Source organism: Actinokineospora fastidiosa (assembly GCF_014648415.1).
In the GTDB taxonomy this organism is placed as follows: domain Bacteria; phylum Actinomycetota; class Actinomycetes; order Mycobacteriales; family Pseudonocardiaceae; genus Actinokineospora; species Actinokineospora fastidiosa.
Genome location: NZ_BMRB01000012.1, coordinates 35596 through 52291, shown reverse-complemented (window position 1 = coordinate 52291; position 16696 = coordinate 35596). Strand labels below are relative to the sequence as shown.

The 16696-nt window shown below is 74.9% G+C and carries 14 protein-coding genes; 11 read left to right on the top strand and 3 right to left on the bottom strand.

Features of this window, described 5'->3' with window-relative positions:
* Positions 1 to 58: 58 nt before the first annotated feature.
* The 8 genes from IEY98_RS31510 to IEY98_RS31475 all read left to right on the top strand — a co-directional run bounded on the left by IEY98_RS31510 (position 59) and on the right by IEY98_RS31475 (position 10473).
* Positions 59 to 718, top strand: coding sequence for a response regulator transcription factor (locus IEY98_RS31510; RefSeq protein ID WP_229787821.1), 660 nt, complete (start codon positions 59 to 61; stop codon positions 716 to 718).
* Positions 715 to 1965, top strand: coding sequence for a sensor histidine kinase (locus IEY98_RS31505; RefSeq protein ID WP_189214352.1), 1251 nt, complete (start codon positions 715 to 717; stop codon positions 1963 to 1965). The genes IEY98_RS31510 and IEY98_RS31505 overlap by 4 nt, the downstream gene beginning before the upstream one ends.
* A gap of 41 nt (positions 1966 to 2006) precedes the next feature.
* Positions 2007 to 4058, top strand: coding sequence for a fibronectin type III domain-containing protein (locus IEY98_RS31500; protein WP_189214351.1), 2052 nt, complete (start codon positions 2007 to 2009; stop codon positions 4056 to 4058).
* Entirely contained in the window at positions 4043 to 5002 is a 960-nt protein-coding gene (locus tag IEY98_RS31495; protein WP_189214350.1) for an AAA family ATPase, read from the top strand. Before IEY98_RS31500 ends, IEY98_RS31495 begins: the two co-directional genes overlap by 16 nt.
* Positions 4999 to 6117 (top strand): DUF58 domain-containing protein, encoded by a 1119-nt coding sequence (locus IEY98_RS31490; RefSeq protein ID WP_189214349.1) that lies wholly within the window; start codon positions 4999 to 5001, stop codon positions 6115 to 6117. The genes IEY98_RS31495 and IEY98_RS31490 overlap by 4 nt, the downstream gene beginning before the upstream one ends.
* On the top strand, positions 6114 to 8126 hold the full coding sequence (locus tag IEY98_RS31485) for a transglutaminase TgpA family protein (protein WP_189214348.1): 2013 nt from the start codon (positions 6114 to 6116) through the stop codon (positions 8124 to 8126). The genes IEY98_RS31490 and IEY98_RS31485 overlap by 4 nt, the downstream gene beginning before the upstream one ends.
* A gap of 69 nt (positions 8127 to 8195) precedes the next feature.
* Complete coding sequence (locus IEY98_RS31480) at positions 8196 to 9428, top strand: protein kinase domain-containing protein (RefSeq protein ID WP_189214347.1); 1233 nt, start codon at positions 8196 to 8198, stop codon at positions 9426 to 9428.
* A gap of 46 nt (positions 9429 to 9474) precedes the next feature.
* Positions 9475 to 10473: an aldo/keto reductase gene (locus tag IEY98_RS31475; protein ID WP_189214346.1), complete on the top strand. Its 999-nt coding sequence runs from the start codon at positions 9475 to 9477 to the stop codon at positions 10471 to 10473.
* A gap of 147 nt (positions 10474 to 10620) precedes the next feature.
* On the opposite strand, the gene IEY98_RS31470 is transcribed toward IEY98_RS31475, so the two are convergent.
* Positions 10621 to 10974 carry a MerR family transcriptional regulator gene (locus tag IEY98_RS31470; protein WP_189214345.1) on the bottom strand — a complete coding sequence of 118 codons (354 nt, stop codon included), beginning with the start codon at positions 10972 to 10974 and terminating at the stop codon, positions 10621 to 10623.
* 78 nt (positions 10975 to 11052) lie between these two features.
* Positions 11053 to 11409: an MmcQ/YjbR family DNA-binding protein gene (locus IEY98_RS31465; RefSeq protein ID WP_189214344.1), complete on the bottom strand. Its 357-nt coding sequence runs from the start codon at positions 11407 to 11409 to the stop codon at positions 11053 to 11055.
* Positions 11410 to 11525: 116 nt separating this feature from the next.
* Here IEY98_RS31465 and IEY98_RS31460 point away from each other — a divergent pair, with 116 nt between their 5' ends.
* Positions 11526 to 12455: a hypothetical protein gene (locus tag IEY98_RS31460; RefSeq protein WP_189214343.1), complete on the top strand. Its 930-nt coding sequence runs from the start codon at positions 11526 to 11528 to the stop codon at positions 12453 to 12455.
* On the opposite strand, the gene IEY98_RS31455 is transcribed toward IEY98_RS31460, so the two are convergent.
* The gene (locus IEY98_RS31455; protein WP_189214342.1) at positions 12452 to 12691 is read right to left on the bottom strand and encodes a hypothetical protein; all 240 of its coding nucleotides are present in this window, start codon (positions 12689 to 12691) and stop codon (positions 12452 to 12454) included. The two genes, IEY98_RS31460 and IEY98_RS31455, sit on opposite strands and share 4 nt — an antisense overlap.
* 247 nt (positions 12692 to 12938) lie before the next feature.
* On the opposite strand from IEY98_RS31455, the gene IEY98_RS31450 reads away from it, so the two are divergent.
* A complete protein-coding gene (locus IEY98_RS31450; protein ID WP_189214341.1) occupies positions 12939 to 15914 on the top strand; it encodes an AfsR/SARP family transcriptional regulator in 2976 nt (991 codons plus the stop codon).
* A gap of 79 nt (positions 15915 to 15993) precedes the next feature.
* Positions 15994 to 16656, top strand: a complete 663-nt coding sequence (locus IEY98_RS31445) for a response regulator transcription factor (protein ID WP_189214340.1) — start codon at positions 15994 to 15996, stop codon at positions 16654 to 16656.
* Positions 16657 to 16696 lie beyond the last annotated feature (40 nt).

Genomic DNA, 16696 nt, shown 5'->3' with positions numbered 1-16696 from the left:
TGCTGCCCCTACGATCGACCAGGAGATATGAGGATTCGATGACACTCTGGGGCACGCCATGCGGGTGATGGTCGTCGAGGACGACGAGGATCTCCGGGTCGCCGTCTGCGCCGAACTCGGCGCGCACGGGGCCGTCGTCACCGCGGCGCGGTCGATCGGCGAGGCCGACCTCGCCCTGCGGGCCGCGGCCTACGACTGCGTGGTCTTCGACCGCATGCTGCCCGACGGCGACGCCCTGCACTTCGTGCGCGCCGGGCGGCAGCGGGGCTGGACGACGCCGGTGCTGTTCCTGACCGCCCTGGCCGCCGTCGGCGACCGGGTCGACGGCTTCGCCCACGGCGGCGACGACTACCTGGTCAAGCCGTTCGCCATGGCGGAGCTGGCCGCGCGCGTGCGGATGCTGTGCAGGCGCGCGGGCGCGCGGCCCCCGGTGCTGCGGTACGCCGACCTGGAGGTCGACTGCGCCCGCCGGGAGGTGCGCCGCGCGGGCACGCTGATCTCGCTGTCGCGCAAGGAGTTCGCCGTCCTGGAGTACCTGGCGATCCGCCCCGAGCAGGTGGTGACCCGCAGCGAGCTGATCGAGCACTGCTGGGACGACGGCACCGACCCGATGTCCAATGTGGTCGACAAGGTGATCAAGCGGGTGCGGGACAAGCTGCACGAACCCGGGCTGGTGCACACCATCCGCGGCCGCGGCTACCGGCTGGCCACCGCGTGAGGCCCCGCTCCGCCGCCGACCGGCTGCGCAGGCTGCGGCTGGTGCTCACGGTCCTGTTCACCGTGCTCAACACCGCGGGCCTGATCGTGCTCGCGGTGGTCATCGTCGACACCGACCGCGACCGGGGGCGCGACCGCATCGACGCCGAGCTGCACCGGGTCACCAGCGTCATCAGCAGGCTGCTCGTCTACGTGGACGGCACCATGCACTTCAGCGAGGTCAAGAAGGACACGCTCAACGACCGGTGCCCGAGGTTCGCCGTGGTCAGCGCGGGCGCGGCCACCTTCCCGACCTACACCAGCCCGGCCCCGTGCCCGGACGTGCCCGCGGCGACGCTCGCGGGCTACGCGCGCGAGGCGGTGGACGTGGACAAGACGCTGTCGGCGTACGAGCACGATGTCGACGGCGACCTCGTCCTGCTGTTCGCCGAACCGGTCCGCGCCCCGACCGGCCAGTACATCGGCGCGGTGATCGCGTGGGCCGACGCCGAGGCCGAGGAGGCTCGGCACGACGGGTTCACGCTGCTCGTCGCGGGCGGCTGCCTGCTGACGCTGCTGCTGCTCGCCGGGGCGGGGCACGTGCTGTCCGGGCGGGCGATCAAGCCGGCGGTCACCGCGCTGAGCCAGCAGGAGGTGCTGCTGGCCGAGACCGCGCACGACCTGCGCACCCCGATCGCGGCGCTGCGGGCGCTGGCCGAGAGCGCGCTGCGCAACCCGGAGCAGAGCCCGGAACTGCTCCCCCGCACCGTCCGCCTCGCGGGCCGGATGGGCGGGATCATCGACAGCCTGCTGGTGCGCGCCCGGCTCGCCGCGGGCGTCGACGACCTCGCGATCCAGCCGATCTGGCTCGACCAGCTGGTGTCCGTCGTGGTGGACGAGACGCCCGCCGACGGCGCGTCGATCACCCTGACCGCCGCCCCCACCCAGGTGATGGCCGACCCGGGACTCGTGCAGCGCGCGATCGGCAACCTGCTGGACAACGCGCTGCGCCACGGCCGCCAGCCCTACGCCAAGGCGGTCGTGCACATCACCGTCGCGGGCGGGCGGGTCACCGTCGCCGACCACGGCCCCGGCGTCGACCCCGCGCTGGCGGCCGAGGTGTTCGACCGGTTCCGCACCGGCAGCGGCTCCACCGGCCTCGGACTGGCGATCGTCCGCTGGGTGGCGCAGGCGCACGGCGGCGCGCTGAACGTCTACAACGCCGACGAGGGCGGCGCGATCTTCGAGCTCGTCCTGCCGCCGCGGTGACCCGGTCCGGCGGATGTACCGGATGGATTACCCTCTGTGGCATGGACCGGGGGGACACCAGATCGTCGCTTCGCCGGGCCAGGGTGCCCGCGCTCGTGGCCGTGGTCGCCGTCGTGGGGGCGGTCGTGGGGGCGGTCGTGGTCGCCGTGTCCGGCGCGGCGTCCCGGGTCCCCGGCGTGCGGTTCCTGCCCGCGGGCAACTGGGTCTACAACACGATCATGGGCGCGGCGTTCCACGTCGACGGCGGCACGGGGAACATCGACGCGCGGATCGACGTGGCCGCGGGGCCGGGCGCGCAGGTCGTGCAGGGCGACACCGCGGCCGTCGTGGTGAGCGACGACATCCACCGGTTCAACCAGGCCGAGCTGGAGGTCGTCGAGACGGTGCCCGCGCCGGTCGACGAGACCCCGGTGGCGCTGGAGGCGCCGGGCGGGCCGTACCTCGCCTACCTCGACGCGGGGATCATCGTGCGGTACGGGGAGGTCGAGGCCAACGTGCGGCTGACGGGCCCGCTGAGCAGGCCGGTGGTCACCGCCGACGGCACGCTGTGGGTCCACCGCGGTTCGACGAGCAGCCTGTGCAGGCTGGCGGGCGAGAGCACGGAGGCCGACTGCTCGGTCCCCACGCCGCAGGGCGCGACGGGCGCGCTCACCACGATCGCGGACAAGCCGGTGTTCCTCGACCTGTCCGCCAACGCCATGCACGCCGTCGACGGCGGCGGTCTCGGCGCGGCCGTGCCGCTCGGCGTCGACCTGCCGGACACCGCGCAGCCCGCCGCGACGGACGTCGCCGGGCGCGTCGCGGTCCTCGACCCGGCCAACAGCCGCGTGCACATCGTGGGCGCGGCGGCCCCGCCGACGAGCGTCGACCTCCCGCCCGGCGACTACACCGCCCCGGCGTCCACCGGCGAGGTCTTCGCCGTGGTGGACCGGGAGGACGACACGCTGCTGGTGTTCGACGGGGCGGGCGCCGAGCGCACGAGGAAGCCGCTGCCGCCCGAGGGCGGCGAGCCGACCCTGGCCGCGGGCCAGGACGGCAGGCTCTACGTCAAGGGCGGCGAGGGCGAGCACGTGGTGATCGTCGACCGCGGCGGCGACGTCACCGACGTGCCGGTCGACGGCGTGGACGTGACCACGACGCCGACCCGGGACACGACCACCGCGGGCGAGGACCCGATCACCACCTCCACCACCGTCACGACCACGACGCCGACGCGGGTCGAGCCGACGACGCGCATCCCGCCGCCGGTGGCCCCGCCGAGCCCGCCGGGCGCGCCGCCGGGGGTGCGGGCCACCGCGGGCGACGGGTCGGCGACGGTCACCTGGCAGGCTGCGGCCGCCAACCGCGGCCCGATCACCGGGTACCGGGTCTCCTGGCCCGGCGGCTCCACCACCGTGGGGCCGAACGTCCGCCAGGCGCGGGCGGGCGGGCTGACCAACGGGACGCGCTACGTGCTGACCGTGGCCGCGGTCAACGCCGCGGGCGTCGGGCCCGGCACCCAGTCCAACCCGGTCGTCCCGGCAGGCCCCGCGGCGGCGCCCCGCGGCCTCGTGGTCGACGCCGCGTCCGGCGAGGCCACCCTGACCTGGACCGCGCCCGCGATGGGCGGCGGGCGGTTCGTGCACTACCGCGTCAGCGCGACGGGCGTCGCGGCGCGGACGGTGACCGGCACCTCGGTCGTCCTCAGTGGACTGCCGACCGACCGGGACGTCACCTTCACCGTGCGCGCGGTGACCGAGGTGAACGGGCGCAACGTCGACGGCGCCGCGGCGAGCGCGGTCGTGCGGGCGCCGCGCCCGGTCATCACGGTGACCCGGGGCAGGACCGAGGGCTACGACGGCTGCGAGGTGCCCGAGTGCGGGTACATGCTCGTGACCATGACCGGTTTCGAGCCGGACACCCACTACGAGGTCGAGGTGTACGCGACCAGCGACTACACCAATCCCGGTCGCGGCACGACGACCGACGGCGAGGGCAAGGCGGACTTCGAGGCGTTCCCCTTCGAGGGCGTCGGCGAGCAGGTGTGGGTCGAGGCCACCCTCGACGGCGAGGTCGTGGCCAGATCGGCCCGGTACACATGGAGGTCAGGGTGACGGACGCGGCCGAGGTCTACCGGCTGATCTCGGCGAACGTGCAGGCGGTGGTGCGCGGCAAGCCGAGGGTGGTGCGGCTGGCCATCGCGGCGCTGCTCGCCGAGGGCCACCTGCTCGTGGAGGACGTGCCCGGGCTGGGCAAGACGACGCTGGCGCGCTGCCTCGCCCGCAGCGTCGGCGGCGAGTACCGGCGCATCCAGTTCACCCCGGACCTGCTGCCCGGCGACATCACCGGCGTGCAGGTGTACCACCAGGGCGCTGAGCGCTTCGAGTTCCACCCCGGCGGGGTGTTCGCCAACGTCGTGCTGGCCGACGAGATCAACCGGGGAACGCCGAAGACGCAGTCGGCGCTGCTGGAGGTCATGGCCGAGCGGACGGTGACCGTGGACTCGGTCCGCCACGACGTGCCCCGCCCGTTCCTGGTGATCGCGACGCAGAACCCGATCGAGATGGAGGGCACCTACCGGCTGCCCGAGGCGCAGCTCGACCGGTTCCTCATGCGGCTGTCGGTGGGCTACCCGGACCTGGAGACCGAGGTCCTGGTGATCATGAGCGACTGCGCGGGCGTCGGCCCGGACGAGCTCTCCCCCGTCGTGCACCCCGACGCGCTGCGCGCGGCCGTGGCGCAGGTGCGGGCCACGCACGTCGAGCCCGCAGTGTGCGAGTACGCAGCGCGGCTGGCCGCCGCGACCCGCGAGCACCACGCGCTGCGCTACGGCGCGAGCCCGCGCGGGAGCATCGCGCTGGTCCGCGCCGCGCAGGCAGTGGCGGCCACGCACGGCCGCGGCTACGTCACGCCGGACGACATCAAGGAGGTGGCCGAGCCGGTGCTGGCGCACCGCCTGGTGCTCACCCCGGACGCCGAGCTGAACCAGCGCGCCCCGGCCGACATCGTCGCCGAGGTCCTGGCCGCCACCCCCGCGCCCACCTCCCCGGCGCGGTGACCCGGCTGACACCGCGCGGTGTCGCGCTGCTCGTGGCCTCGGTCGGGGTGGGGACGGCCGGGGTGCTGCTCGGCTATCCGCTGTTGCGGGTCCTGGCGGGCGTCGGGCTCGGCGCGGTGGCCGCCGCCTTCGTCAGCACGCGGGGGCGCGTGCGCGTCGAGGTCGTGCGGGAGGTCTATCCCGACCGGGTGCAGCGGGGGCGTCCCGCGTTCGCCCGGCTGCGGGTGCGCGGCACCGGCTCGCGTCGGCACGCCGGGTTCGTCGCGGGCGACCGGGTGGGCTCGGGCTTCCACACCGTCGCCGTGCGCCCGCTGCCGCCGGGCGGGGAGGCGGTCTACCACTACGAGCTGCCGACCGTCCGAAGAGGACGGCATGAGGTCGGGCCGCTGACCCTGGAGCGGACGGACCCGCTGGGGCTGGGCCGCAGCCGGGTGACCGCGGGCGACACGACGACGCTGTGGGTGCACCCGCGGGTCCATCCCGTGCGGGCCGTGGTGACCGGGCATCCCCGGCACCACCACGACGGCCGCACGACCGAGCGGTCCCCGCACGGGTCGCTGGACGTGCGCGACGTCCGCGAGTACGTGGTGGGCGACGAGGTGCGCCACCTGCACTGGAAGGCCACGGCGCGGACCGGGCGGCTGATGATCAGGGACTACCTCGACCCCGAGCAGCCGAGGTTCACCGCGCTGCTGGACACCCGGTCGGCGGGTGACGGGTTCGAGGAGGCGGTGGACTTCACCGCGTCCCTGCTCGCGGCGTCGGCGGGCGCCGACCACCGCTGCAGGCTGGTCACGCCGTGCGGGGCCGACATCCCGACCTGGGGCGGTATCCAGGCGACCCGGCAGCTCCTCGACGCGCTGTGCGTGCTCGAACCGTCAGCCGCCGACGGACCGCTGGTCCCGCCGACGCTGGGCGGCTCCGGCGGCTGCCTCGCGGTGGTGACCACGCGGCTCGACGCGGACGACCGGGTGGCGATCGCGCGGCTGCGGTATCCGATGACCGTGGTGGTCGTTGTCGGGGGTGGGACGGTCGGCATGCCGGGAGCGCGCGTGCTGACGGCGACGGACGCGGCGGAGGCGGCTCGGCGGTGGAACGCGGTGGTCGCGGGATGAGGACCCGCGTCGCGGTGGGGTGCGTGCTGCTGGCCGCGGCCTGGGCCGGGCTGCTGTTCGCGCCCGTGTTCGGGGTCGGCCCGCTGGTCGTGCCGATCATCGCCGTGGTGGCCGTCGTCTACGCCGTCTTCGAGCTGTGCGCGCGCGTACCGGTCCTGGTGCCCTGGCGTCCTGTGGTGGCGCTGGCCGCGGGGCTGCTCGCGGTCGTGGAGACGGTGCTGTGGGACACCACGGCGGCGGGCGTGCCGACCGCCGCGACGGTGCGGGCGCTGTCGGCGGGGCTCGCCGAGTCCTGGCAGCTCACGCTCCAGTCGACCTGGCCCGCGCGCGACGACCCGGAACTGCTGCTGTTCGTGCCGCTGGCGGTGCTCGCCGCGGCCGTGCTCGGGGTCGAGGCGCTGCGCAGGCCGCTGCTCGCGGTGCTGCCGAGCCTCGCCGTCGTCGCGCTGAGCCAGGCGTACCAGGCCGCGGACGGGGTCGCGGCGACGGTGTCCGCGCTCGCCTACGCCGTCGTCGTGGCCACGCTGCTGGGGGTCACGTCGGGGTCGTGGTCGGCGCGGCGGTCGCTGGTGGTGGTCCCGACCTTCGTGTTCGCGCTGGCGGGCGCGCTGCTCGCCGGGGTGCTCGACCCGCTGGACCGGGAGCCGTACCGCCTGCAGGCCGACCGCGGCGTGGTCCCGCCGGTCCGCACGGTCAGTCCGCTCGCCGAACTGGCCGGGCGGCTGATCGATCCCGACGAGCCTGTCTTCACCTACACGGCGACGCACCCCGTCGACCGGTGGCGGACAGCGGTCTACGACCGGTTCGACGGCGGCACGTGGACCGCCAGCCCCGACTACCGCCGCATGGGCGCGGAACTGGACCCGCGCGTCGACGGCCCGGTCGTGGAGCGCAGCGCGGACGTCGAGGTGCCCGAGCCGGAGGGCGAGCTGCCCAGCCAGCCGCTCCCGGTCGCCGTGTCCGGGGTGGCGCCGCTGGTGGACGAGGACAGCGGGATGCTGCTCGTCCCCGGCGCCGACCGCGCGCTCGCCTACCGGCTGACGTGGCGGGAGCCCGCGGTCGACGCGACCGCCCTGCTGGCCGCCGCGGTCGACGCCGACGCCGCCGACCGCATCCCCGAGCAGGGGCCCGTTCCGGCGGGCGCGGCCGAGTGGGCGCGGGAGGCCGTCGGCGACCTGCGGCCGACGTTCCAGACGGCGCTCGCCCTGGAGGAGTACTTCCGCGAGGGGTTCCGGCTGGCCCGCGGGGCGGACCTGCCGACCGGCAGCGCGTGGCGGCACCTGGAGGAGTTCCGGCGCGTCAAGCGCGGCACCAGCGAGCAGTTCGCCGCGGCGTACGTCGTGCTGGCGCGCGCGTTGGGCATCCCGGCGCGCCTGGTCGTCGGGTACCGGGGCGCTGCCGAGGCGGGCACGGTGACGGTGCGCAACGGGGATGTGCTGGCCTGGCCCGAGGTGGCGGTGGAGGGCGTCGGCTGGGTCCCGCTGGACCCGACGCGGTCCGCGCGCACCACGGCGGGCGGACCGGGGCTGGCCGCCGCGGCCGAACGCGCCCGGGAGGTGCTGCCGCCCGCGTCCGAGCTGCCCGAGCCTCAGTTGGAGCCCACCCCCGTTGCGGAGGCGGAGGAGCCGGGCGGCGCGTTCCCGGTGCTCCCCGTGGTGCTCGCGCTCGGCGCTCTCCTGCTGTTGGCGCTGCTCGCGATGCCTGTCGCGGCCGCAGTCCGGCGGTGGCGGCGACGCCGCATGGGCGTTCCGGGTGCCTGGTTGGAGGCACGGGACCTGATACGCGCCTGCGGTGTCCCGACCACGCCGGGCATGACCGTGCGGGACCTCGCGCGCACGGCGCCCGATCAGTCTCTTGTGGACGCTTTGCACGAGCTGGCCGCGATCGTCGACGAGGCGCTGTGGTCGGGCCGGCCCGGTGAGCACACCGCGCGGGCGTGGGCCGTGGTCCGGCGGATCCGCCGTGGGCTCCCGGCCCCGGCCCGGATGCGGGCCGCGCTGCGGCCGTGACAACAACCTGCCGCACGGCCGGACGGGCGGCATCCGGCCCTACGATGGCGACGAGTGGAGGAGGTGGCGATGTCCGACGATGGGCTGCACCCCATCGGCCACGGGCCCGTCGCCACGGTCTACTCCGGGACCCATGACGGCGAGCCCGCCGCGTTCAAGGTGTTCCCGCGCGGGTTCGACCGGCGGACGCTGGCGGCGTTCACCCGCGAGCAGGCCGCGCTGCCGCCGAACCGGGCGATCCTGGCCGTGGAGGAGGTGACCCGGCTCCCCGACGGCCGCCACGCGCTGCGGCTGCCGCTGTGCGCGGAGTCGCTGGCCGACCGGGTCCTGCGGACCGGCGGGCTGCCGGTGGACGACGTCGTCATCCTGGGCGCGGCCGTGGCGGGCGCGTTGGCCGCCGCCCACGCGGTCGGGGTCGTGCACGGCGGGATCACCCCGACGAACATCCTGATCCGGCCGTCCGGGGAACCGGCGGTGGCGGACTTCGGCACGGTCCTGCGCGACGCGTTCACCCGCGATCCCATGCACGGCGTCGAGTACACCTACCCGGACACCTTGCGCACGGGCGTGCGCGACGAGCGCTCGGACCTCTACGGGCTCGGCGCGGTCCTGCACTTCGCGCTCACCGGGCAGTCGCCGTACCCGAGCAGGTTGGGCGAGCAGCCCGGCCAGCGGGTGCTGCGCGTGCTCGGCGAGCCGGTGCCCGCGATCCACCGGCCGGACGTGCCGGTCGCGCTGGCCACCCTCATCGCCCGGCTGCTCGTGCCCGGCGCGGCGCAGCGCACGCTGGACGCGGCCGCCGTCGCCGACCAGTTGGCCGACACCGGCCCGGTCGCGGTCCCGGTCGCCGCCGAGGAGCCGTCCGAGACTCCCCCGCCGCCGCCCCGTGGGCCGCGGTACGGCCTGGCGGCCGCGGCGGTGGTGGTGCTCGGCGTGCTGGCGGTCGTGCTGGCGATGGTGGTGCAACGGGAGCCCGCGGTGTCGGCGGTCCCGCCGCGCCAGCCCGTCACGGCGGCGACGACCTCGCAGGCGCCGGAGGTCCGGCTGGAGCTGGCCGATCCCAAGGATCTCGGCGACCGGGTCGAACTGCGCTGGCACACCACCCGGGAGATGCAGTTCGCGGTCCGGGTCGCGGTGGAGGGCGGCGGCCCCGCGCCGTACCGGCTGGTCGGCACGCGCACGTCGTACACGGTGACGGTGGACCCGAAGCTGAAGTACTGCTTCTCGGTGCAGGGCTCGGACACCGTGGACTTCTACGTCACCGACCCCAAGCCCATCCGCGGCGCGGTCTGCTCCGGCTGATTCGGGCTTGATCTGGTGCGCGCACCAGTTCCTACGGTCAATCGCCATGACGACGAAGACAGTGGGGAACAGCGGGATCGAGGTCAGCGCGCTCGGCATGGGCTGCTGGGCCATCGGCGGCCCGATGCGCCTGGGGGACCTGGAGGTCGGCTGGGGCGCGGTCGACGACGACGAGTCGGTCCGCGCCATCCACGCGGCGATGGCGGCGGGGGTCACCCTGTTCGACACCGCCGCCAACTACGGGACCGGGCACAGCGAGCGGGTGCTGGGCCGGGCGCTGGCCGGGCGGCGCTCGGAGGCCGTGCTGGCGACGAAGTTCGGCCACCGCATCGACGAGTCCGCGCGGCTGATCCTCGACGTGGCGGTCGAGCCGGAGGACGTGCGCGCGTCGTGCGAGGCGAGCATGCGCAGGCTCGGCACCGACTACCTCGACCTGTTCCAGCTGCACGTCGGCGACCTCGATCCGGCGCGGGCGGACGACGTCCGCGACACGCTGGAGTCCCTGGTGGCCGAGGGCAGCATCCGCGCGTACGGGTGGAGCACCGACGACGTCGACCGCGCCCGCCGCTTCGCCGGAACCGGGACCTGCGCGGCCATCCAGCACACGCTCAACGTCATGCAGGACGATCCGGAGATGCTCGCCCTGTGCGAGCGGACGGGCATGGCGAGCATCGCCCGCAGCCCGTTGGGGATGGGCGTGCTGACCGGGAAGTTCCGCGCAGGCGACCGCCTGCCGGACGACGACGTCCGGGCGCAGCGGCTGGAGTGGATGGCCTACTTCCGCGACGGCAGGCCCAACGAGCAGTGGCTGACCCGGTTGTCACTGATCCGCGACGTGCTGACGAGTGGCGGGCGCACCCTCGCCCAGGGAGCGCTGGCCTGGCTCTGGGCACGCAGCCCGGTGACGATCCCCATCCCAGGCATCCGGACGGTGCGGCAGGCGGAGGAGAACGCGGGCGCGATGGCGTTCGGCCCGCTGACGAACGCGGAGCTGGCCGAGATCGACCGGCTGTCAGCCCCCGTCGCAGGCGATCTCGTCCGCTAAGACCACCATCACCGCCCGGGGCAAGGCGACGATGCCCGCCCCGGGCACCCGGAGGCACCCGGACGACACGCCAGAACGTGGAGGAACACGAGCGCGACGGTGTTCGGGTCGTTGACGAGCACCGAGTTGGCCGAGTTCGAGTGGTCGTCAGCCTCCGTAGTAGGCGATCTTGTCCTCCAGGACCTTCATGGCCGCCTGGGTGCGGGCGAGTTGGTCGGCCAGTTCGGCGTGTCTGCGGCGGAGGAAGGCGACGCGGTCGGCTGGTTCGTGCTCGCCTCTGAGGAGCGTGGTGAACCGGCGGAGCTCGTCGATGCCGAGGCCCGCGTCGCGGAGGCAGGTGACGATGCCGATCCAGGCGACGTCGTCGGGGGTGTAGCGGCGGGTGCCGCCCGCGGTGCGGCCGATGGGGCCGATCAGGCCCTCGCGCTCGTAGTAGCGCAGCGCGTCGAGGGTGAGGCCGGTGCGGCGGGCGGCCTCGCTGGGTGGGAGGGTCTCGGTCACCCGATCAGGATGCCCGCTCCACGGCGGCAGCGACGCGTCCGCCAGCTCCTCGGGCTGAGACGGCCTCGGCTCACTGGATCAGGATGCCTGTTCCCAGGGCGGCGGTGAGGCGTCCGCCAGGTCCTCGGGCGCGGAGAGCCGCCACGCCTCGTAGACCAGCTCGTGCAGTTCGTCGGTCTCGACCCGGTCGAGGTGGACGACGACCCAGCCGAAGCCGCCGGAGGTGAACTGCTCCTCGAACACGTCGGGCCGCTCGAACACCAGCGCCCGCTGCTCGGACAGGGTCTGCTTCAGCCCCACGGTCTGCGTGCGCGGCCAGTAGTACCCGAACCGCCTGCCGCGGACGCTGTAGGAGGTGTACTCCCCGCCCTGCCGACACTCGACGTCGACGAGCGAGTCCACCATCAACTGGAAGTCGGCGCTGGTCGCAGGCATGTCCCCTCACATCGGTCGCTCGCGGGCCAGCGTAGAGGGCGCCACCGACAACGCCGACCGGTGGACATCAGGCGGATGTGCCGGACGCGTCAACCGGGGGTGGCAGCGTGCCGGGTATGAAGCTGATCGCGGTGGTGGTCATGGCGCTCGGGCTGATCGCGGCTCCGCGGACGGCAGTGGCGGCGGGGTGCGCGTGGACGGTGACCGAGTTGCCCGCTCCCGCCGGGTACTCCCACGCCAGCACGACCGCGCACGCCGGTGCGGGGCTGGTCGTCGGGACGGTGTGGAAGACCGATCACCGGGAAGGCGTCGTCTGGCGCGACGGTGTTCCCCGGGTCCTGCCCACCCCGCCGGGGAAGGGAGCCGGGTCGAACTATCCGGCAGCGGTCAACGCCTCCGGGGTCATCGCGGGCCGGTGGGCGGGCAACGACGGCAGCCACACCGCGTGGCGGTACGCCGACGGCGTCTACCAGTTCCTCCCGGGTCGGGGCAGCTGGGTGTCGGTGCCCACCGACATCAACCGGGCGGGCGACGTGGCCGGTTTCAGCAGGCTGTTCTTCGGCGGCGCCCAGGTCAACACCCTGCGGTGGCCGGTCGACGCCCCGGGCGGGTACGTCGACCTCGGTGAGGCGTCGCCGCGCGGGATCGATGACGCGGGCCGGGTGGTGCTGTCCACCGGTCGGGTGGTGAACGCCGACGGGACCTCCTGGCAGCTGCAAGGCGGCCTGCCGTCCGCCTACGAGGACGGCCGCATCGTCGGCTACCAGGGCGCCGCCAGCCCCTACACCATCGTCGAGTGGGACCTGACCGGCCGGATCGTGCGGCGCGTCCCCGACGGCATCCCCACCGGGATGAACGCGGCGGGCGCCATCGTCGGCGTCCACACCGCGGGCACCGTGGCGGTCTGGCACAACGGCGGTGTCGAGCACGTGACGTCACCCGCGCCCGCGCGCAGCCACGTCCTGGACATCACCGACGACAACGCCATCGTGAGCGATTACCGCGTCAGCAGCGCCACCCGCAGCGGCCTATGGCGCTGCGTCTAGGGCGAGAACACCCGCAGATGGTCCCCGGCCGCCGCTGACGGGCAGTCCGCGTGCGCCCCGTGGACCACGGGGGACGGGCCGGGCGCACCCCCATCGGCCCGTCGGACCGCGCCCGGCCACGTCGACGCGACCAGCACCACCCCGGACAGCACGACCAGGACCACGGCGATCGCGCGCTGCCACGCGGAGCCGGTGGCGGGCGGACGACCGCCCACCACCGGCTGGCAGTGCGTCATCTCGACAGGCTGAGCATCGTCCAGGGCCGCCTGCGGACTCGCACTTCCATCTCTCCTCCTGACGCCGGGCCGCGGTGGGCGAACGCCACCGCGGCCCCTTCCCCCGGCGGATGGCGGTACGGCCGTCCCCCGCCTGCGCCACCCATGCCGACATCGTGGCGGACGAATCTTGCGAAAGGCCTGGAATCCCCAGCCCAAGCTGGTATTCCGGTGGGGAGGCCGTCGGCGTGCGGGAAGGGTGTCAGCGATGGGAGTGCTGTTTCGGGTGCTCGGCCCGGTCGAGGCGGTCGCCGACGGCGGACCGATCGACCTGGGCCACGCGAGGCAGCAGTGCGTGTTCGTCACGCTGTTGGTCGAGGCCAACCGGGTGGTCTCGGTCGACGCCCTCCTCGACCGCGCGTGGGGCGCGGAGCCGCCGCTGCGCGGGCGCGACACCCTCTACAGCTACCTGTCGCGCCTGCGGCGGGTGCTGCCGGAGGACGAGGTGACCGTGGAGCGCCGCCGCGGCGGGTACGCGCTCATCGTCGACCCGGACGCTGTCGACCTGCACCGGTTCCGCGCCCTGGTGTGCCGGGCCCGCGCCGCCGATGGCGCGACCGCCCTCTTCGACGAGGCGCTGGGGCTCTGGCGCGGCGAGCCGTTCGGCGCCCTCGACACGCCGTGGCTCGCGGGGCTGCGGGAGACGCTGGCGCGGGAGCGGTTCACCGCGATGCTGGACCGCAACGACGCCGCGCTCGCCGAGGGCGAGCACGCCGCCGTGCTCCCCGACCTGCTGGTGGCCGCGGCCGAGCACCCGCTGGACGAGCGGCTGGCCTGCCAGCTCATGCTGGCCCTGTGCCGGGCGGGCCGCCAGGCCGAGGCGCTGGGCCACTTCGAGCAGGTGCGCGGGCTGCTCGCCGAGGAGCTGGGCGTCGACCCCGGCCCGGAGCTGCGCGCGCTGCACGAGTCGATGCTGCGCGGCGAGATCGGCGCCCCCGCCCGCGTCGTGGCCAGGACGCGGCGCAACGACCTGCCCGGCGACCTCGCCGACTTCACCGGGCGCACGGCCGAGCTCGAGGAGCTGCTCGCCGCCATCCCGGACGACCCGGCGGGCACGGCCATGGTGATCGAGACGATCGACGGCATGGCGGGCATCGGCAAGACGAGCCTGGCCGTGCACGTGGCCCACCGGCTGGCCGCCCGGTATCCCGACGGGCAGCTGTTCGTCGACCTGCGCGGCCACGTGCCCGACGGGATGGCGACCGATCCCATGCACGCCCTGGAGACCCTGCTGCGCGCGATCGACGTCCCCGCCGACCGCATCCCGCCGGACCAGGCCGAGCGCTCGGCGCTGTGGCGCGCGGAGGTGGCCGACCGCCGGATGCTCGTGGTGCTCGACGACGCGGCCGACAGCGCGCAGGTCCGTCCGCTGCTCCCGGGCGGCGCGGGCTGCCTGACGCTCATCACCAGCAGGCGCAGCCTGATCGACCTGCCCGCCGCCCGGGTCCTGTCCCTGGACGTGCTGCCGACCGCGGACGCGGTGGCGCTGTTTGGCCGGATCGTGGGCGCCGAGCGGGCCGAGCGCGAACCCGACGCCGTGGCCGAGGTCGTCCGGCTGTGCGGGCGGCTCCCGCTGGCCATCCGGGTGGCCGCGGGCAGGCTCCGCAGCCGCCCGACCTGGTCCGTGCGCCACCTCGCCGACCGGCTGGCGCTGGGGCACCAGCGATTATCGGAACTGGACGCCGACGACCGCGGTGTCGCCGCGATGTTCGAGCTGTCCTACCGCCAGCTCCCGCCCGACCAGGGGCGGCTGTACCGCCTGCTGGGCATCTCGCCCTGCCCGGACTTCGACGTCCACGCCGCCGCCGCGCTGGCGGGCGCGCGGCCGGAGGACGCCGACCGGATGCTGGAGGCCCTGGTCGACGTCCACCTGCTGGCGGAACCCGCGCCCGGCCGGTACCGCTTCCACGACCTGCTCCGCCACCACGCCGGGGCGCTGGCCCGCCAGAGCATCCCGGAGCCCGAGCTGACCGCGGCCCTGACCCGGCTGTTCGACTACCACCTGCACACCGCCGCCGCGGCCACCGAGCACCTGGGTCCGCACGCGCACCCCGTGGAGCCGACCCGTCCCCCCGACCACGCCCCGGCGCTGGCCGACCGGGCCGCCGCACTGTCCTGGTTGGACAGCGAGCGGGCGAACCTCGCCGAGGTCGTGCGGCACGCCGCCGAACACGAATGGCACAAGCACGCCTGGCAGCTCCCGATGGCGCTGTGGCGGTTCTACTTCCAGCGCGGCCACCTGCACGACTGGATCACCACCCACCACCTCGCCATGACCGCGGCGACCGCGCTGGGCGACCGGTCCGCGCAGGCCGTCACGCTGAAGGCGCTGGGCACCGCGCAGTGGCAGGCGCGCCGGTTCCCGGAGGCGCTGGAGCACTACCAGCGGGCGCTCGACCTCTACCGGGCGATCGGCGACCAGCGCGGCGAGGCCGCGGTGCTCGGGAACATGGGCCTGATCTTCTACCAGACCGACCGGTACCCGGAGGCGATCGAGCACCACCGGCGCGACCTGGACCTGTGTCTCGCCCTCGGCGACCGGCGCGGCGAGGCGACGACGCTGAGCAACCTCGGCCTGGCCTACGAGCGGATCGGCCGCTACCCCGAGGCCCTCGACCACTGCGCCCGCGCCCTGGCCCTGATCCGCGAGCTCGGCGACCGCTGGCTCGAGGGCGCGACCCTGATCCACATCGGCATCATCCACACCCGCATGGGTGACCACGCCGAGGCGACGGCCGCCCAGCAGACCGCGCTGGCGTTGATGCGCGACCTCGGCGACCGCGAGCGGGAAGGGCAGGTGCTCGCCAACCTCGGCATGGTCCACAACGCCCTGGGCGACCACGACACGGCGCTGGCCCACCTGCGGCAGGCGCTGGCCATCGCGCGCGAGGTCGGCGACCGCTGCGAGGAGTGCACGGTCCTCAACGACCTGGGCACGGTCCACCTCGCCGTCGGCGACCCGGAGGAGGCGCTTGCCGCGCACCGCGCCGCCCTCGACCTCGCGCTGGCCATCCCCGACCGGTACCAGCAGGGACGCGCCCACCACGGCATCGGCGCCGCGCTCGGCCGCGACGACCGCGCGCACTGGCGGCGGGCGCTGGAGATCTACGCCGACCTCGGCGTCCCGGAGGCCGACGAGGTCCGCGCCGCCCTGTCGGCCGGGACGGTGTCCATAGAGGAGTGAGGCTCCCCCGTCCGCTCGTCGGGAACCAGGCGCCGGGTGGGTGAGCGCTCGGGGTTGCCCCCGTCGGCATGATGGGGGGATGCGCATCCTGGTGGTCGAGGACGACCCTGGCGTGGCCGCGGCGGTCGTGGACGCCCTGCGGGCGCGCGGGCACGGCGTGCTGCGGGTGGCGACGGCAGCGGAGGTGGCGGAGCTGCGGTGCGAGGTCGACCTCGTGCTGCTCGACCTCGTGCTTCCCGACGGCGACGGGCTCGACGTGCTGCGGGACCTGCGCCGCGCGTCCGACGTCTCGGTGCTCGTGCTGACCGCGCTCGGCGCCGAGCGGGACGTGGTGCGCGGGCTGCACCTGGGCGCCGACGACTACCTGGTGAAGCCGGTCCGGCTGCGGGAGCTGCTGGCGCGCATCGACGCCGTCGCGCGCCGGGCGCTGGGCCCGACGGCGGCGCGCACGGCGGTCGAGGTCGGCGACGTGCGGGTGGAGCTGGACGCCCGGCGGGTGACGGTCGCGGGCGCGGAGGTCGCGCTGACCGCCAAGGAGTTCGACATCCTCGCGGTGCTGGCCCGGCGGGCGGGCGTGGCGGTGAGCCGCGAGCAGGTGCTCGACGAGGTGTGGGGGCGCGCGGCGCCCGGGGTCTCGCGCTCGCTCGACGTGCACCTGACCTCGCTGCGCACCAAGCTCGGCCGCCCGGGGCTGCTCGCCACGGTCCGCGGGTTCGGGTACCGGTTGGGCGGAATGACTTAAGGCGGTGTTAAGGACGCCTGAGACCGCGGTCACGTCCCCT

Coding starts and splice junctions, on each gene's coding strand:
- IEY98_RS31510 (WP_229787821.1), top strand. CDS start 59: ATGCGGGTGATGGTCGTCGAGGACGACGAGGATCTCCGGGTCGCCGTC.
- IEY98_RS31500 (WP_189214351.1), top strand. CDS start 2,007: ATGGACCGGGGGGACACCAGATCGTCGCTTCGCCGGGCCAGGGTGCCC.
- IEY98_RS31495 (WP_189214350.1), top strand. CDS start 4,043: ATGGAGGTCAGGGTGACGGACGCGGCCGAGGTCTACCGGCTGATCTCG.
- IEY98_RS31485 (WP_189214348.1), top strand. CDS start 6,114: ATGAGGACCCGCGTCGCGGTGGGGTGCGTGCTGCTGGCCGCGGCCTGG.
- IEY98_RS31480 (WP_189214347.1), top strand. CDS start 8,196: ATGTCCGACGATGGGCTGCACCCCATCGGCCACGGGCCCGTCGCCACG.
- IEY98_RS31475 (WP_189214346.1), top strand. CDS start 9,475: ATGACGACGAAGACAGTGGGGAACAGCGGGATCGAGGTCAGCGCGCTC.
- IEY98_RS31465 (WP_189214344.1), bottom strand. CDS start 11,409: ATGCCTGCGACCAGCGCCGACTTCCAGTTGATGGTGGACTCGCTCGTC.
- IEY98_RS31460 (WP_189214343.1), top strand. CDS start 11,526: ATGAAGCTGATCGCGGTGGTGGTCATGGCGCTCGGGCTGATCGCGGCT.
- IEY98_RS31455 (WP_189214342.1), bottom strand. CDS start 12,691: ATGACGCACTGCCAGCCGGTGGTGGGCGGTCGTCCGCCCGCCACCGGC.
- IEY98_RS31450 (WP_189214341.1), top strand. CDS start 12,939: ATGGGAGTGCTGTTTCGGGTGCTCGGCCCGGTCGAGGCGGTCGCCGAC.
- IEY98_RS31445 (WP_189214340.1), top strand. CDS start 15,994: ATGCGCATCCTGGTGGTCGAGGACGACCCTGGCGTGGCCGCGGCGGTC.